Source organism: Streptomyces smaragdinus (genome assembly GCF_009604385.1).
GTDB lineage: Bacteria > Actinomycetota > Actinomycetes > Streptomycetales > Streptomycetaceae > Streptomyces > Streptomyces smaragdinus.
Genome location: NZ_WEGJ01000001.1, coordinates 431930 through 448493 on the forward strand (window position 1 = coordinate 431930; position 16564 = coordinate 448493).

Here is a 16564-nt window from a genome sequence, read left to right on the forward strand (position 1 = left end):
TCACGACTCGTTCCTCCCGAACTTGCTCAGGCGCAGATACGCGAAGGAGAAGAAGAGCAGGATCACGAACGCGACGGTGGTCAGCGCGGACGCGTAACCGAAGTCGTGTGCGTCGACGCTGGTGTTGGCCACGTACAGCGGCAGGGTCGTGGTCATCCCGGCCGGTCCGCCGCCGGTCAGGGTGTAGAGCAGGTCGACGTTGTTGAACTCCCACACCGCGCGCAGCAGCGTAGACAGCACGATGGCGTCCTTCAGGTGCGGCAGCGTGATGTGGAAGAACTGCCGCAGCCGGCCCGCCCCGTCGACCTCCGCGGCCTCGTACAGGTCCTTCGACACGGACTGCAGGTCGGCGAGGATGAGGATCGCGAAGAACGGCACCCCGCGCCACAGGTCGGCGACAATCGCGGCGGAGAAGACGGTGGAGGTGTCCGACAGCCAGGACGTGCCGTACTCGCCGATGCCCAGGTCCGCGAGATAACGGGTGACGCCGGTCTGGGAGTTGTAGAGCAGCACCCAGATGACGGAGGTCAGCACCCCGGACACGGCCCACGGCGAGAAGACCAGCGCGCGGCCCAGGGCGCGGCCGGCGAAGGTCTGGTTGACGATCAGCGCCAGCGCCAGGCCGAGCAGCAGCTGCAGCCCGACCTCGACCACGACCCATTTGGCGCTGAAGACCAGCGTGTCCCAGAACAGCGGGTCCGAGGTGAAGATCTCGTCGAAGTTGTCCAGACCCGCGAAGCCGTTGCGCCAGGGTTTCGTGGGGTTGTAGTGCTGCAGGCTGTAGTAGAAGACGCTGCCCACCGGGTAGGCGATGAAGCCCAGCATCAGCAGCCCCGCCGGGGCGATCAGGAGATACGGGAGCCGGCGGGGGGTGGCCGAGCGCGCCCGCGTGCTGCGGGGCCGCGGGGGCGGTTTCGCCACGGCTGCGGGTCGGGCCATGCCTTGGTCTCCGTTTCGGTTGCGTCGTAAGCGCTTGCACGAGGTGCGTGCGAAAGCGCTCGGTCGTCCGTGTCTCGGGTGGGGTTCAGCCGGCGTACGGGTCCGGCACGTTCCCCTTCTTGGCCAGGAAGGCGAAGTCGCAGCCGGTGTCGGCCTGCGTGATGTGCTCGGCGTACAGGGCGCCGTAGCCGCGCTCGTAGCGTTCCGGCGGCGGCGTCCACGCCACGCGGCGGCGCTCGAGCTCCCCGGGGTCGACGCCGAGGGTGAGCGTCCGGGCGGGGACGTCGAGGGTGATGGGGTCGCCGGTGCGGACCAGTGCCAGGGGGCCGCCGACGTGCGATTCGGGGGCGACGTGCAGGACGCACGCGCCGTACGAGGTGCCGCTCATCCGGGCGTCGGAGATGCGGACCATGTCGCGCACCCCCTGCTTGAGCAGGTAGTCGGGCAGCGGCAGCATGCCGTACTCGGGCATGCCGGGGCCGCCCCTGGGGCCGGAGCCGCGGAGCACCAGGACATGGTCCGGGGTGATGCCCAGGGCCGGGTCGTTGATGGTGCGCTGCAGGGTGCGGTAGTCGTCGAAGACGACCGCCGGTCCGGTGTGCCGGAGCAGCCGGGGTTCGGCGGCGATGTGCTTGATGACGGCGCCGTCGGGGCACAGGTTGCCGCGCAGTACCGCCACGCCGCCCTCCGCGGCGACCGGTTTCGTACGCGGGCGGATGACGTCGTCGTGGTGCACGAGGGCGCCTGCGAGCTGTTCGCGCAGGGTGTCGTGGGCGACGGTGGGACGGTCCAGGTGGAGCAGGTCGGGGATCCGGGAGAGGAAGCCGGGCAGGCCGCCGGCGAAGTGGAAGTCCTCCATCAGGTACGGGCCGCCCGAGGGCCGGACGTTGGCGAGCACCGGTACGTCGCGGGCCAGCCGGTCGAAGTCGTCGAGGGCGAGCGGTACGCCGGCCCGCCCGGCCATGGCGATGAGGTGGATGACGGCGTTGGTCGAGCCGCCGAGCCCCAGCACCGTCGTGACGGCGTCCTCGAAGGCCTCCCGGGTGAGGATGTCCGCCAGGGTGCGGCCCTCGCGGATCAGCCCGACGATCCGCAGCCCGGCCGCCGCCGCCATCCGCTCGTGCCCGGAGTCGACCGCCGGGATCGACGAGGCGCCCGGCATCGTCACGCCCAGCGCCTCGGCCGCGGCCGTCAGCGTGGACGCCGTGCCCATCGTCATGCAGTGGCCGGGCGAGCGGGCCAGCCCCGCCTCCAGCTCCCCGAGCTCGCAGTCGCCGATGAGGCCGGCGCGGTGGTCGTCCCAGTACTTCCACATGTCGGTGCCCGAGCCCAGCGTCTCCCCCCGCCAGTGCCCGGGCAGCATCGGCCCCGCCGGTACGAACACGGCGGGCACGTCCGCGGAGGTGGCGCCCATCAGCAGGGCGGGCGTCGTCTTGTCGCAGCCGCCGAGCAGCACGGCGCCGTCCACGGGGTAGGAGCGCAGCAGCTCCTCCGTCTCCATGGCCAGCAGGTTGCGGTAGAGCATGGGGGTGGGCTTCTGGAACGTCTCCGACAGGGTCGAGACGGGGAACTCCAGCGGGAAGCCGCCCGCCTGCCACACGCCGCGCTTGACGGCCTGCGCGCGTTCCCGCAGATGGGAGTGGCAGGGGTTGATGTCGGACCAGGTGTTGAGGACGGCGACGACCGGCTTGCCCAGATGCTCCTCGGGGAGATAGCCGAGCTGGCGGGTGCGGGCGCGGTGGCTGAAGGAGCGCAGGCCGTCGGTGCCGTACCACTGGTGGCTGCGGAGTTCGCGCTGCGGTGGGACGGCCTCGCTCATATCACCCACCCCGCGGCGATCGCGGCGATCTCCGCCCGCGCCCCCTCGGGCAGCGGGCTGCTCGGCGGGCGGACGTCCCGGCGGCACAGGCCGAGGGACGCCAGGGCCTCCTTGACGACGGTCACGTTGTGCGCGGAGCCGTCGGCGGCGCGCAGCTCCTCGAAGCGCCGGATCTGCTCCCACACCTTCATGGCCGCCGGATAGTCCCCGTCCCGCAGCGCCTCCAGCATCGTCAGCGAGACGGCGGGGGCGACGTTCACCAGCCCCGAGGTGAACCCGCGGGCGCCGGCGGAGAAGTAGGAGGGGGCGTACGGCTCGGCGAGTCCGGCGACCCACACGAAGCGGTCCAGGCCCGCGTCGCGGGCGAACGCCGCGAAGCGCCGGGCGTCGGGGACGGCGTACTTGACGCCGATGACGTTCGGGCAGGCCTCCCCCAGCTCCGCCAGCCGCTCGCCGGGCAGGCGGGGGCTGCGGATGTACGGGACGACGCCGAGGTCGGGGACGGCGTCGGCGATGCGCCGGTGGTAGTCGACCCAGCCGTCCTGGGAGATGTACGGGTGCACGGGCTGGTGGACCATCACCATCCGGGCGCCCACGGACCGCGCGTGCCGGGCGGCGTCCACGGCCGCCGGCACGTCGAGGCCGACGCCGGCCAGGAGCACGGCCACGTCGCCGGTCTCGTCGGCGGTCAGCTCCGCCACGGTGCGCCGCTCGGCCTCGGTGAGGGCGTAGAACTCGCCGGTGTTGCCGTTGGGGGTGAGGGTGCGTACGCCGCCGTCGAGCAGGCGGCGCAGCAGGGTGCGGTGGGCGGGGGCGTCGATGCCGCCGCCGGCGGTGAAGGGGGTGACGGGGATCGCCACCACCTGGGCGAGCGCGGCCCGCTGGGCCTCGAATCCGGTCACGCGTCGGCCTCCTGCTCGGGATAGGCGCGGCGGACGAAGTCCGCGATGTGCGTGTGCAGTGCGGCGGCGGCGCCGTCCGCGTCGCCGGCCCTGGCCAGGCGCAGGATCTCCTCGTGCTCGGCGGCCTCCTTCTCCCAGGAGGGCTGGACGGCCCAGGCCACGGCGGAGACCAGGGCCGCCTGGTCGCGGACCTCGTCGAGCATCCGGCCGAGCAGCGGGTTGCCGCACGGCAGGTACAGGGCGCGGTGGAACTCGCGGTTGGCGAGGCTGCGTTCGGCGTTGTCGTCGGCCGTGGCGGCCCGCTCCAGGGCCTCGGCCGCCTCGGTGAAGGCGGCCCGGCGGGCGATGGAGCGGCGCAGGGCCTCGGGCTCGAGCAGCAGTCGTACGTCGTAGACCTCGTGTGCCATCGCCGCGTCGACCGTACGGACGGTGACGCCCTTGTACTGGCTCATCACGACGAGACCGGTGCCGGCGAGGGTCTTCAGGGCCTCCCGCACGGGCGTCTTCGACACCCCGAACCGGGCGGCGAGTTCGGTCTCGACGAGGGCCTGGCCCGGGACGAGTCCGCCGGTGAGGATCCCGCGCTTGATCGCCTCCAGCACGTATTCCGTGCGGGAGGGGATCGGGCTCGGTGCTGCGAAGGTCATGGAGTCTCGGCTCTCGCGTATCGCGTCTCATATATGACGTACGAAATATGACGTGGCGAAAGTAGGTCGCGGGACGTCGGACGTCAATGCTTCGCGCAGAAAAAGGTCCGCCGGTACGGGAGTTCGGCGCCTGGCCGGGCGGACATGACCCGCCCCCCGGCGCGCGGACGTCGCGACGGGGGGCGGGGTGGGGGGTGCTTTCAGGGGGTGGTGACGTGCGGGAGTTGCCGCCGGGGCGCGTGCGGTTGCCGGGGCCGGGGAAATCCCCGGTCCGGAGCTCGCGGGAGGGGCGCTACGAGGCGGGCGTGAAGCCGCCCGACAGGGTGAACGGCGCGTCCTGCGCCCGTCCGGTGACGGTGTAGCGGTCGCCGGCAGCGGTGCGGCCGCCCGGCGCGTGGTTGAACTGGCCGGCGAAGACGTGGCGTCCGGCGGGCACCGTACGGCCTTCCTTCAGCGTCCAGCGGTAGACGAGGAACTCCCCGGCCTCATGCACGTCGGCCGTGAAGTCCTCCTTGTTCAGCGTGTTCCAGGCGCCGTTGGACGCGACGCCGGCGGTGCGGGCCACCCGCAGCTCGACGGTGAGCGCGGTCAGCCGGCGGGTCACCTCGAGGGTGACGTCGTGCTGGGCCCAGTAGTCGTTGCTGTTCTGGTTCAGGGAGCCGGCCGCCGTCACCGGTGCGTCACTCGCGCCGGTGACAGGAGCCCTGGACGGGGAGTGCCCGGACTTCGGGGTGGACGGCGACGCGTCGGGTGTCCGCCCGTCGGCGGGCGGGGAGGCCGTCGTGGCCGGGGGCGGGGCGGAGGTCGCGACGGGCGGCCGGGCGGGGGCGTCGTCGCGCAGGGCGACGGCCACCGCGACGCCGGTGACGGCCACGACCGACGCGACGGCGGCCGCGGCGGCGGCGACGCGCGGCCAGCTGTGCGGGAACGGCGATCCGCCCGCCGCCCGCCGCTCCATGCCGCGTTCGACGCGCTCACGCATCCGTACGGTGTCCGGCCGGTGCGCGTCGGCGGCCCCGCGCACGGCTCGGCGCAACTCGTCCATCAGTTGCCGCCCTCCGTCGCCGCCGCCCGCAGCACACCCGGCCCCGTCCGGCCCTGCCCGAGCAGCCGCTGCAGTTCGGCCATGCCCTTGGACGTCTGGCTCTTCACCGTACCCACCGAGATCCCCAGGGCCAGCGCGGTGTCCCGCTCCGACAGGTCCAGGCCGTGCCGCAGCACCACGCACGCCCGCTTGCGGAAAGGCAGCATACGCAGCGCCCGGCGGACGTCGAGGACCGCGGCGACGTCCGGCCCGGCCGTCTCCGCGGGCTCACGGGCGGAGTACAGCGCGATCCGGCGGCGTTCGCGTACGGCGCCGCGGATCCGGCCGCGCGCCATGTTCGCCACCACGCCGCGCGCGTACGCCAGCGGATGCTCGGCGGAACGCACCCGGTCCCAGCGGTCCCAGACGGCGAGCAGCGCGTCGGCGGCGAGATCGTCGGCGGCCTCGCGTTCACCGGTGAGCATGTGCGCGAACCGGGCGAGCTCGACGTGGTGCGCCTCGAAGAACGCATGGAACTCCGCGGCAGAATCACCGGCGGCTGTGCCCACGGGCAGGCCTCCTTCCACGCTCTACGCTCCACCAGTCTCACCCCGCGACGGATTCCGCTCAATGCTCCACCGGCCGTGCCGGGTTGACGGCGGGGCGGTGAGCATAGCAATCGATCTGCCCTGGCAGGAGACCCGCGTCGGCCACTCGTCGGTGGCCGGTGGACACGGAATCGCCCCCTTCACGTCCGTGCTCCGTAACAGATCGTCAGTAAGGGGTGCGCGGGCGGCGGCGCGGACCACACAATCCAACGCGTGATCGCGTGCCCGCAGCGGGCCGCGACCGGCACACAACGGGGGATTCCGTGAACGCTCCTGCCCGCCCGCCCCGCCGCGGCGTCACCTCCGCCCTCCTCGCCGCCGCCGCGGTCACCGCGGTGCTCGCGACGTCGGCCTGCGAAACGTCCGGGAACGACGGCGCCGCCGCCGAGTCGAGTGCCCCGGCGGCGGACAAGCCGGCCGGGCAGGACCCGGCGGACGACAGCACCGCCGGCGACAGCGGCGAGATCCAGACCTGTGCGCCGGCCTCGCTCAAGGTCACCGTCACGAAGCCGGACCTCCCGGGCCTGGACGCCGAGCGGCACTTCCTCGTCACGGTACGCAACAACGGCGACGCCACGTGCACGGTCTGGAGCTACCCGTACATCAAGTTCGACGGCGCGCGCCGGCCGATCGCGGTGATCGACGAGACCTCCGGGGACCCCGTCGACCTCGCCCCCGGCGGACAGGCGTACGCCGGGCTGCAGTCCATGGGCGGCGGCATGGACACCATGGACACCAACGGCATCCCGGTCGACTTCATGAGCGAGTACGGCGGCGAGACCGAGAGCAAGCCGCTCGGTGAGCCGGCCGGGGTTTCCATGCCGGACACGACGCCGTTCGACGACGGCGCCCGCGTCACGTACTGGACCGGCGCGACGGGTTCCGCGCTGGACCCCCTGAAGAACCTCTGACACGACCGGACTCCGGCGGGGGTGCCCCGCAAAGGGCACCCCCGCCGTTCTCATGGCCTCAGCCCGCCACGCCCACCGGCGCCGGGGCGTACCCCAGCGGGCGGGTGGTGAACGTGCCCCGGCCCTGCGTGCGGCTGCGCAGCCGTGAGGCGTAGCCGAAGAGCTCCGCCAGCGGCACGGTGGCCGTGAGGACGCCCGTCCCGCCGCGCGCCGTCGAGTCGGTGACCCGCCCGCGCCGCGCCGCGAGATCGCCGAGCACGCCGCCGACGGCGTCCTCGGGCACCGTGGCGACCAGTTCGACGACCGGCTCCAGCAGCGCCATGTCCGCCGTGCGCAGCGCCTGCTGGAGCGCGAAGCGCGCCGCCGTACGGAAGGCGAGCTCCGAGGAGTCCTTCACGTGTGTCTGGCCGTCGGTCAGCCTGACCCGCAGCCCGGTCACCGGATGGCCGCCGAGGGGACCCTCGGCCAGCGCGTCCCGGCAGCCGGCCTCGACCGCGCGCACGTACTCCTGCGGCACCCGGCCGCCCGTGACGGCCGACTCGAACACGAAGCCGTCGTCGTGTGCCTCCACGTCGATGACCACGTGCGCGAACTGCCCCGCGCCTCCGTCCTGCTTGACGTGCCGGTAGACCAGCCCGGTCACCCCGCGGACGACGGTCTCGCGGTACGAGACCTGCGGCCGTCCGACCGTGGCCTCGATGCCGTGGTCGCGGCGTACCTTCTCCACCGCCACCTCCAGATGCAGCTCACCCATGCCGGACAGCAGCGTCTGCCCGGTCTCCGGATCGGTCCGGACCGTCAGGGACGGGTCCTCCTCCACCATCCGGGCCAGCGCGGTGGCCAGCCGGTCGGTGTCGAGGCTGCGGCGGGCCTCGACGGCCACCGAGACGACCGGCTCCGCCGTGGTGGGCGGTTCCAGCGTCAGCGGCGCGGCGGGGTCGCTCAGGGTCGCCCCGGCGCGGGCCTTCTTCAGCCCGACCACGGCGACGATGTCGCCTGCCACCGCCCGGTCCACCTCCGCGTACCGGTCGGCCTGCAGCCGCAGGATCCGTCCGACGCGCTCGGTGCGGCCGGCGCCCGTGTCGAGCACGGTGTCGCCGCGCCGGATGGTCCCGGCGTAGACGCGCAGGCTCGTCAGCCGCCCGGTGGAGGTCGAGTTGACCTTGAACACCAGGCCCGCGAACGGCTCCGCCGGATCGGCGGCCGTCCGCCCCTCGACCGCCGGTACGTCCAGCGGGGAGGGGAGGTAGGAGACCACCGCGTCCAGCAGCGGCTCGACGCCCCGGTCCCGGTAGGCCGACCCGCACAGCACGACGAGGCCCTCCCCGCCGAGCGTCAGCTCACGCAGCGCGGCGGCGAGCGTCGCACCGCCGATCGTGCCCTCGGCACAGAACTCCTCCAGCGCGCCGGCGTGCAGTTCGGCCACGGCCTCCTCGAGCAGCCTGCGTCTGCGGACCGCCTCGGCGGCCAGGTCGTCCGGTACGGGACCGTCCGTCATCCGGTCGCCCTGCCACGTACGGGCGCGCAGGTCGAGCAGGTCCACGACGCCGGTGAAGCCGTCCTCGCGTCCGATCGGCAGCTGTACGACCAGGGGCGCCGGATGCAGCCGGTTGCGGATGGAGTCGACCGCGGTGTCGAGGTCGGCGCCCGCGCGGTCCATCTTGTTGACGAACGCGATGCGCGGCACGCCGTGCCGGTCCGCCTGCCGCCACACCGACTCACTCTGCGGCTCCACGCCGGCCACCGCGTCGAACACGGCGACCGCGCCGTCGAGGACGCGCAGGGAGCGTTCGACCTCGTCGGCGAAGTCGACGTGGCCGGGTGTGTCGATCAGGTTGATACGGTGCTCGTCCCAGACGCAGCTGACGGCGGCGGCGAAGATGGTGATGCCGCGGTCGCGCTCCTGGGAGTCGAAGTCGGTGACGGTCGTGCCCTCGTGGACCTCGCCGCGCTTGTGGGTGGCGCCGGTCAGATACAGGAACCGCTCGGTGACGGTGGTCTTGCCGGCGTCGACGTGGGCGAGGATGCCGATGTTGCGGACGAGGCTGAGGTTCGTGGTACGCACGGCCCGGGGCCTTTCGTGAGCTGCGGGAACACAGGGGCGGGCGCGATTACGTGACGAGGCACCGCCCGCGGGCATCGCGGGCGTCAGGAATCTCCGACGAGAGCGGAAGGGCGCGTCAGAAGGTCGTCACAGCGTCCAGCGGCGGCCGCGCGGCCGTCACCGGGAGGACGGAGAAATCAGGATCACGTCGAACCGGGTGCGGGGGACGGCGACGACGGCGGTACGGTCACGCACGGCCGGTCTCCCCTCACTCGTCGAAAAGGCACGCGGCGGTCGTCCGCTGCGTGCGAGCCGAGTGTAGCCAGGGGTCGGGGTCATCGGGCAAGCGATTTACGGCAGTTGCCGACGGCCCGCAACAACGCGCGCGACTTACGCAAGATTTCGGCATCCCGAAGAAAATCATTGGCAGCTCCTCTTGTGGGCGGGGTCCGGCCGCCCTACTGTCGGCTCGCTCTCACCTCAACTCCGCCCAGAGAATCGAGTCCTGGATGACCCGGAGCATCACCGCCGCCGCACTGGCGGCGGCGACGTCCTGCGCCCTCGCCCTCGGTCTGCTCCTCGGCGCCCCCGCCGCCGGGGCCGACGCGGCACCGGGGCCCGTCGTGACCCGCGCCGGCCTGGATCCCGCGCTGGTCGCGGGCCGCGGCGCCGAGGTGCCGTTCGCCGAGCAGGAGGCGGAGAACGCGCCGACCACCGGCACCGTCATCGGCCCCGACCGCACCGCGTACACCCTGCCGTCCGAGGCCTCCGGCCGCGCGGCGGTGAGGCTGGAGCCGGGCCAGTACGTCGAGTTCACCCTGCCGTCCGCCGCCAACGCCCTCACCGTCCGCTACAGCCTCCCCGACGCCCCGGACGGCGGCGGGATCACGGCCCCGCTGGACGTGTCGGTCAACGGCCGCGGCGCCGCACGGATGACGCTGACCTCGCAGTACTCGTGGCTGTACAACCAGTACCCGTTCACCAACGACCCGGGCGCCGGACTGCTGCACCCCGACTGGTGGATCACGGAGTGCCAGTGCGTACCGGCCGCCACCGAACCGCCGCCGGTGATCGACACCCCGTTCCGGCCGTTCCACTTCTACGACGAGCAGCGCCGCCTCCTCGACCGCACCTACCGCGCCGGGGACCGCGTCCGGCTGACCATGCCCGCGTCGAGCAACGCGTCGTGGACGGTGATCGACCTGCTCGACACCGAGCGCGTCGCCCCGCCGCGCACCCGGCCCCCGGGCGCCGTGGACGTGCTGCGCTTCGGCGCCGACCCGACGGGCCGGCGCGACTCCGCCGGCGCGCTGGACCGGGCGATCGCGCAGGCCCGGCGCACGGGCCACCCGGTGTTCGTCCCGCCCGGCACGTACCGGGTCGACCGGCACATCGTGGTCGACGACGTGACGATCGAGGGCGCGGGCAGCTGGCACACGGTGTTCAAGGGCCGCGAGGTCACCCTCGACGAGCCCGCGCCGGACGGGTCGCTGCACACCGGCGTCGGTTTCTACGGCAGGGACGGCGGCAGCAGCCACGTACGGCTGTCCGACTTCGCGATCGAGGGCGACGTCCGCGAGCGCATCGACACCGACCAGGTCAACGGTGTCGGCGGGGCGATGAGCGACTCGGTGATCGAGGGGCTGTACATCCACCACACCAAGGTCGGCCTGTGGTTCGACGGCCCGATGAGCAACGTACGGGTGGCGGACAACGTGATCGCCGACCAGATCGCCGACGCGCTCAACTTCCACACCGGCGTCACCGACTCGACGGTGTCGGGGAACTTCGTCCGCAACACCGGCGACGACGGACTGGCGATGTGGTCCGACAAGACGGCCGACGCCCGCAACACCATCACCCGCAACACCGTCCAGTCCCCCGTCCTCGCCAACGGCATCGCCGTCTACGGCGGCACGGACAACACCGTCTCGGCCAACCTGGTCGCCGACCCGGTCCGCGAGGGCAGCGCGCTGCACGCGGGCACCCGGTTCGGGGCGGAGCCGTTCACCGGCAGGCTGCGATTCCGGGACAACACCACGGTGCGGGCCGGCGGGGAGGAGCTGAACTGGCGGATCGGGACGGGCGCGCTCTGGATCTACGCGCTGGAGCGGAGCATCGACGCGGACGTGCTGGTGGAGGGGGATCACTATCTGGACAACACCTACAACGCGATCATGCTGGTGAGCGAATTCGGCGTGAAGGACCTCTACTCGATCGACGGCGTCCGCTTCAAGGACGTACGGGTGGACGGCACGGGCACCTCGGTGCTGAGCGCCCGTACGAAGGGCTCCGCCTCGTTCGAGAACGTCGACGCCCGGCACGTCGGGGCGGTGGGCGTGAACAACTGCGGCGCCTTCAACTTCCCGGCCACCGGCTCCGAGTTCGCCCTCACGGATCTTGGCGGGAACGACGGGGGTGGCACGGCGGGCGCCTGGCTCGCGCCGTGGCTGCTGCCCAACACGATCACCTGCGACGACCGTCCCCCGGTCGTCCAGCCGCCGGCGCCCGCCCCCTGGTGAGGCGCGGGCGCGTCGGGGTGGCCGGAATCGGACGGCCGCCCCGACGCACCCCGTTGCCAGTCGTTGAAGCTGCAATGACCATGGGCGGCATGTCGAACGAGATCCCTGAGAACCCCGGAAGCACACACGGCACAAGCCGCCACCGCGGCACCGCCCGCCGCTCGGTCCTCTCGGCCGCCGCTCTCGGGCTCCCCCTCGCAGCCACCACCCTCCCCCTGACCACCGGCACCGCCGCGGCGGACGACCGCCCGTCCGGCGACGGCCGCCCGGCGACCGCACAGCAGCCGGACCGGGAACTGCGCGCCCTCCTGAAGGAGATCGACCCCCGCCGGATCGAGGCGACGATCCGCAAGCTCGTCACCTTCGGCACCCGCCACACCCTCTCCGTCCAGGACGACCCGGTACGGGGCATCGGCGCCGCCCGGGACTGGATCCTGGCCGAGATGCGCTCGTACGCGGCCGGCAGCGGCGGGCGAATGACCGCCGACCTGCAGAGTTACGTCCAGGAGCCCGCGAGCCGGATCCCGGTCGCGACCCGCATCACGAACATCGTCGCGACCCTGCGCGGCTCGGTCACCCCCGAGCGGGTCTACGTCGTCTCGGGGCACTACGACTCCCGCGTCACGGATGTCATGAACGCAACAGCAGATGCGCCGGGCGCCAACGACGACGCCTCCGGTGTCGCCGTCGCGATGGAGCTGGCCCGGGTGATGGCCAAGCGCCGCCCCGCCTCGACGATCGTGTTCGCGGCGGTCGCGGGCGAGGAGCAGGGGCTGTACGGATCCGGCCACATGGCCCGCGAGTTCAAGGCCGCCGGAACGGACGTCCAGGGGATGTTCACCTGCGACATCGTGGGCAGCCCCACCGCCGACGACGGCGAGCGCGACCCGTACACCGTCCGGCTCTTCGCCGAGGGCGTGCCCACCTCGGAGACCCCGGCGCAGGCGTCGACCCGGATGTCGGTGGGCGGCGAGAACGACTCGCCCGCCCGCCAGCTCGCGCGCTTCGTGAGGGACACCGCGGACAACGACGCGACGGAGATGCGCGTACGGGTGATCTACCGCCGCGACCGCTATCTGCGCGGCGGCGACCAGATCCCCTTCCTCGAGCAGGGCTTCCCGGCGGCCCGCTTCACCGAACCGGCGGAGAACTTCGCCCACCAGCACCAGGACATCCGGGTGGAGGACGGTCTGCAGTACGGCGACCTGCCGGAGTTCTGCGACTTCCCGTACATCGCCCGGGTGGCCCGGGTGAACGCCGCCGCGCTGTGGACCCTCGCCCAGGCGCCGGGCACGCCGCGCAACGTGCGCATTCGCACCAGCAATCTGACCAACGCGACCGAGCTGGTCTGGGACCGGGGCACGGAGCCGGACCTCGAGGGCTACGACGTCGTGTGGCGCGAGACCACCGCGGCGGAGTGGACGCACGTCATCGACGTCGGTGACGTGACGACCGTCGAGGTCGACCTCTCCAAGGACAACGTCTTCTTCGGCGTCCGCGCCCGCAACCACGCCGGCCACGCCGGCCCGGTGGCGTTCCCCGTGCCGAGGTCCTGACCCGGACGCCCCGGTGGGTCACGGCCCACCGGGGCGTCGCGTACGCCGGAGGTCTTGACAACGGAATTGGTCTGGACCAAGGTTCGGTCAACCCCCCAATCCCGGAGGCGCCCCGTGGACCGCACCAGACCCTTCAGAACCCGCATTGTCAGGCTCATTGCAATACTGTCCGCCGCGCTCCTCTCGGGCGCCCTGCTCTCCGCCGCCGGCCCCGCCTCGGCCGCCGACGGCGAACTCGCCGTCAACGGCGGCTTCGAGTCCGGCCTGAGCGGCTGGAACTGCTCCGGCAGCACGGGCACGACCGTCGGCAGCCCCGTACACGGCGGCAGCGCGGCCCTCAAGGCCACCCCCACCGCCGGCGACAACGCCAAGTGCGGCCAGACGGTGAACGTCCAGCCCAACTCCACGTACACGCTCGGCGCGTGGGTCCAGGGCAGCTACGTCTACCTCGGCGTCGAGGGCACCGGCACCACCGCCTCGTACGTCTGGACACCCTCCGCGACCAGCTGGCAGAAGCTCAGCCTGTCCTTCACCACCAACGCCACCGCCTCCACCGTGACGATCTACACGCACGGCTGGTACGGCGTGCCCGCCTACACCGCCGACGACGTCAGCCTGTTCGGCCCCGGCGGCGGCCCGGGTAACCCGCAGCCCCCGACCGCCCCCACCGGCCTCGGCGCCGGCTCGGCGACGGCGAGCAGCATCGCGCTGTCGTGGTCCGCGGTGAGCGGCGCGAGCAGCTACAACGTCTACCAGGACGGCGCGAGGATCAAGTCCGTGACCTCGCCCTCCACCACGGTGACGGGCCTGGCCGCGTCCACGGCGTACAGCTTCCAGGTCACCGCCGTGAACAGCGCCGGTGAGTCCGCGAAGTCGGCGGCCGTCACGGCGTCGACGACCAGCGACGGCGGCGGCAACCCGCCCGGCGGCGACCTCCCAGCGCACGCCCTGGTCGGCTATCTGCACGCGTCCTTCGCCAACGGCTCCGGCTACACGCGGATGGCGGACGTGCCCGACAGCTGGGACATCATCAACCTCGCCTTCGGCGAACCGACGTCCGTCACCTCCGGCGACATCCGCTTCTCCCTCTGCCCCCAGACGGAGTGCCCGGGCGTCGAGTCCCTCGCCGAGTTCAAGGCGGCGATCGCCGCCAAGCGGGCCGCCGGCAAGAAGGTCCTGCTGTCCATCGGCGGACAGAACGGGCAGGTGCAGCTGACCAGCACCGCCGCCCGGGACGCGTTCGTCAGCTCGGTGAGTTCGATCATCGACACCTACGGACTCGACGGGGTCGACATCGACTTCGAGGGCCACTCGCTGTCCCTCAACACCGGCGACACCGACTTCCGCAACCCGACGACGCCCGTCATCGTCAACCTGATCTCCGCCCTGAAGTCCCTGAAGGCCAAGTACGGCTCGAAGTTCGTGCTGACGATGGCCCCGGAGACCTTCTTCGTGCAGATGGGCTACCAGTTCTACGGCTCCGGCCAGTGGGGCGGGCAGGACCCGCGCTGCGGGGCGTACCTCCCGGTCATCTACGCGATGCGCGACGATCTGACGCTGCTGCACGTACAGGACTACAACTCGGGTCCGATCATGGGGCTCGACAACCAGTACCACACCATGGGCAGCTCGGACTTCCACATCGCGATGACGGACATGCTGCTCACCGGCTTCCCGGTCGCGGGCAACACCTCGCGGATGTTCCCGGCGCTGCGCCCCGAGCAGGTCGCGTTCGGCCTGCCGGCCAGCCAGAACGCGGGCAACGGCTACACGTCCCCGGCGGATGTGACCAAGGTGCTGGACTGTCTGACGAAGGGCTCCAACTGCGGTTCGTACGCGACGCACGGCAGATGGCCCGCGCTGCGGGGGCTGATGACGTGGTCGATCAACTGGGACCGCTACAGCGGCTACGCCTTCCAGCACAACTTCGACTCCTACTTCCCGTAGGAGATCCCGGACGTCACCTCCGTCGGTGACGGCCTCCCCGCGCGGCCGGGACGGGTGGCCCCGTCCCGGCCGCTGCTTGTCCGGGTGCCGTCTCAGTGGCCGAAGGTGAACCAGTTCAGGTTCAGATAGTCCGCCGGCTGACCGCTGGTGAAGGTGAGATACACGTCGTGCTTGCCCGTCACCGCCGCGATGTTCGCCGGGACGGTCCGCCAGCTCTGCCAGCCGCCGGTGTTGCCGACCGCGAAGCTGCCGATCGGTGCGCTGCTCCGGTTGTCGAGGCGGACCTCCACCAGGCCGCTGACCCCGCCGGGTGCTCCGCTCGCCACCCGGGCGGAGAACTGTCTCGCCGGATTCGTACCGAAGTCGACGCCCCGGTACAGCGCCCAGTCGCCGTTGGCGATCCAGCCGACGTCCTGACCGCCGCCGGTGTCGGTCGTCGCCTCGGTGGCGAGGCCGGACTGGCTGTCGTACGACTCGGCCTGGATGGTGCCGTAGGCGTCCCAGCCGCCGCCGGTGGGCGGCGGGGTGGTGGGCGGCGGTTCGGTGGAGCCGCCGCCGCCCGTCTGCCAGACGCCGACGTAGTCGACGACCATCGAGTGGCCGGGCACGGTGGCCCCGTCCGGGCCGCCACCGAAGGCGTCGACGAAGCCGCCGCCCATGGCCACGTTCAGGATGATGAAGTAGCCGTGGTTGGTGGCGTTGGTCCAGGTCGTGGCGTCGACCTGGTTGGCCCGCACGGTGTGGAAGACCACGCCGTCCAGCAGGAAGCGGATCTCCTCGACGGAGGTCGAGCGGTCCCACTCCATCCGGTACGTGTGGAAGGCCGCCTGGCAGGTCGTCGGCGAGCAGGGGCGCTGGCCGCCGATGCCGGAGGTCTCGTTGCAGGGGCCGCCGGGGGTGGTGCCGCAGTGCATGGTGGCCCAGGTGTTGTTCAGGCCCTGGACGTTCTCGAGGATGTCGAGCTCGCCGATGCCCGGCCAGTTCCACCAGTTGCCCCGGTAGGGGGTGCCGAGCATCCAGAACGCCGGCCAGTAGCCGCGCGCGGCGGCGCCGGTGACGTTGGGGAGCTGGATGCGGGACTCGACGCGCAGCGTGCCGCCCGCGGGGGGCCGGAAGTCGCCGCGGTTGGTCTCGATCCGGCCGGAGGTCCAGTGGCCGGAGGCGTCGCGCCGGGGGGTGATACGGAGGTTGCCGGAACCGTCGAGGGAGACGTTGCTGGTGCTGTTCGTCATCGTCTCGATCTCGCCGGTGCCGAAGTTGGCGGGGCCGCCGGGATAGCTGGTGCCGGTGGTGTAGCGCCAGTCGGCGGTGTTCACGCCGCTGCCCGCGGCGCCGTTGAAGTCGTCGAGGAAGAGCCGGGTCCAGCCGGACGGGTCCGGCGGGGCGGCGCCCTGCGCGGTCGGGCTCAGCAGGGCGGCGGCGGTGAGGCCGGTCAGCAGGGCGGTCAGCCCCGCGAGGGCGGCGCGGAATCTGGTGCGTCGGGCACTCAAGGGAGTCCTCTCTTCGGGCGGGTTGCCGGTGGGGGTTTCTGAGAGCGCTCTCAATCAAAGGGTGCGCGGATACTGTGCTCCGTCATGAGCATGACGGCAAGAGGTGTGCACGAACCTCTTCAAACGGTCTTCGCCCCTTCAACATCTGAACGGAT

At 72.2% G+C, this 16564-nt stretch carries 12 protein-coding genes; 4 read left to right on the forward strand and 8 right to left on the reverse strand.

Annotated features, from left to right (window positions below):
- The 6 genes from SRB5_RS02190 to SRB5_RS02215 all read right to left on the reverse strand — a co-directional run bounded on the left by SRB5_RS02190 (nucleotide 1) and on the right by SRB5_RS02215 (nucleotide 5900).
- Entirely contained in the window at nucleotides 1-939 is a 939-nt protein-coding gene (locus SRB5_RS02190; protein ID WP_153449636.1) for a carbohydrate ABC transporter permease, read from the reverse strand.
- 85 nt (nucleotides 940-1024) lie between these two features.
- A complete protein-coding gene (araD, locus tag SRB5_RS02195; protein WP_153449637.1) occupies nucleotides 1025-2758 on the reverse strand; it encodes an L-arabinonate dehydratase in 1734 nt (577 codons plus the stop codon).
- Entirely contained in the window at nucleotides 2755-3660 is a 906-nt protein-coding gene (locus SRB5_RS02200) for a dihydrodipicolinate synthase family protein (RefSeq protein ID WP_323376810.1), read from the reverse strand. Before SRB5_RS02200 ends, araD begins: the two co-directional genes overlap by 4 nt.
- A complete protein-coding gene (locus SRB5_RS02205) occupies nucleotides 3657-4307 on the reverse strand; it encodes a GntR family transcriptional regulator (protein ID WP_153449638.1) in 651 nt (216 codons plus the stop codon). The genes SRB5_RS02200 and SRB5_RS02205 overlap by 4 nt, the downstream gene beginning before the upstream one ends.
- A 292-nt stretch (nucleotides 4308-4599) precedes the next feature.
- On the reverse strand, nucleotides 4600-5352 hold the full coding sequence (locus SRB5_RS02210; RefSeq protein WP_153449639.1) for a hypothetical protein: 753 nt from the start codon (nucleotides 5350-5352) through the stop codon (nucleotides 4600-4602).
- Complete coding sequence (locus SRB5_RS02215) at nucleotides 5352-5900, reverse strand: SigE family RNA polymerase sigma factor (protein ID WP_323376812.1); 549 nt, start codon at nucleotides 5898-5900, stop codon at nucleotides 5352-5354. The genes SRB5_RS02210 and SRB5_RS02215 overlap by 1 nt, the downstream gene beginning before the upstream one ends.
- Nucleotides 5901-6202: 302 nt before the next feature.
- Between SRB5_RS02215 and SRB5_RS36200 the strand changes: the two genes are divergently transcribed.
- Nucleotides 6203-6850 (forward strand): DUF4232 domain-containing protein, encoded by a 648-nt coding sequence (locus SRB5_RS36200; RefSeq protein WP_153449640.1) that lies wholly within the window; start codon nucleotides 6203-6205, stop codon nucleotides 6848-6850.
- A 58-nt stretch (nucleotides 6851-6908) separates the two neighbouring features.
- Here SRB5_RS36200 and fusA read toward each other — a convergent pair whose 3' ends face one another.
- The gene (fusA, locus tag SRB5_RS02225) at nucleotides 6909-8915 is read right to left on the reverse strand and encodes an elongation factor G (protein WP_323376814.1); all 2007 of its coding nucleotides are present in this window, start codon (nucleotides 8913-8915) and stop codon (nucleotides 6909-6911) included.
- 488 nt (nucleotides 8916-9403) lie between these two features.
- Here fusA and SRB5_RS02230 point away from each other — a divergent pair, with 488 nt between their 5' ends.
- From SRB5_RS02230 to SRB5_RS02240, 3 genes are all read left to right on the forward strand, one after another.
- Complete coding sequence (locus tag SRB5_RS02230; protein WP_153449642.1) at nucleotides 9404-11416, forward strand: glycosyl hydrolase family 28-related protein; 2013 nt, start codon at nucleotides 9404-9406, stop codon at nucleotides 11414-11416.
- 89 nt (nucleotides 11417-11505) lie between these two features.
- Nucleotides 11506-12972 (forward strand): M28 family metallopeptidase, encoded by a 1467-nt coding sequence (locus SRB5_RS02235; protein WP_153449643.1) that lies wholly within the window; start codon nucleotides 11506-11508, stop codon nucleotides 12970-12972.
- A 114-nt stretch (nucleotides 12973-13086) separates the two neighbouring features.
- A complete protein-coding gene (locus SRB5_RS02240; protein WP_323376817.1) occupies nucleotides 13087-14919 on the forward strand; it encodes a chitinase in 1833 nt (610 codons plus the stop codon).
- 92 nt (nucleotides 14920-15011) lie between these two features.
- Here SRB5_RS02240 and SRB5_RS02245 read toward each other — a convergent pair whose 3' ends face one another.
- Nucleotides 15012-16409, reverse strand: a complete 1398-nt coding sequence (locus SRB5_RS02245; protein ID WP_153449644.1) for a glycoside hydrolase family 16 protein — start codon at nucleotides 16407-16409, stop codon at nucleotides 15012-15014.
- Between the last annotated feature and the right edge of the window lie 155 nt (nucleotides 16410-16564).

Excerpts from the sequence above, each read along its gene's own strand:
- SRB5_RS02210 (WP_153449639.1), bottom strand. The coding sequence starts at position 5,352 with ATGGACGAGTTGCGCCGAGCCGTGCGCGGGGCCGCCGACGCGCACCGG.
- SRB5_RS02190 (WP_153449636.1), bottom strand. The coding sequence starts at position 939 with ATGGCCCGACCCGCAGCCGTGGCGAAACCGCCCCCGCGGCCCCGCAGC.
- SRB5_RS02235 (WP_153449643.1), top strand. The coding sequence starts at position 11,506 with ATGTCGAACGAGATCCCTGAGAACCCCGGAAGCACACACGGCACAAGC.
- SRB5_RS02205 (WP_153449638.1), bottom strand. The coding sequence starts at position 4,307 with ATGACCTTCGCAGCACCGAGCCCGATCCCCTCCCGCACGGAATACGTG.
- araD (WP_153449637.1), bottom strand. The coding sequence starts at position 2,758 with ATGAGCGAGGCCGTCCCACCGCAGCGCGAACTCCGCAGCCACCAGTGG.
- SRB5_RS02230 (WP_153449642.1), top strand. The coding sequence starts at position 9,404 with ATGACCCGGAGCATCACCGCCGCCGCACTGGCGGCGGCGACGTCCTGC.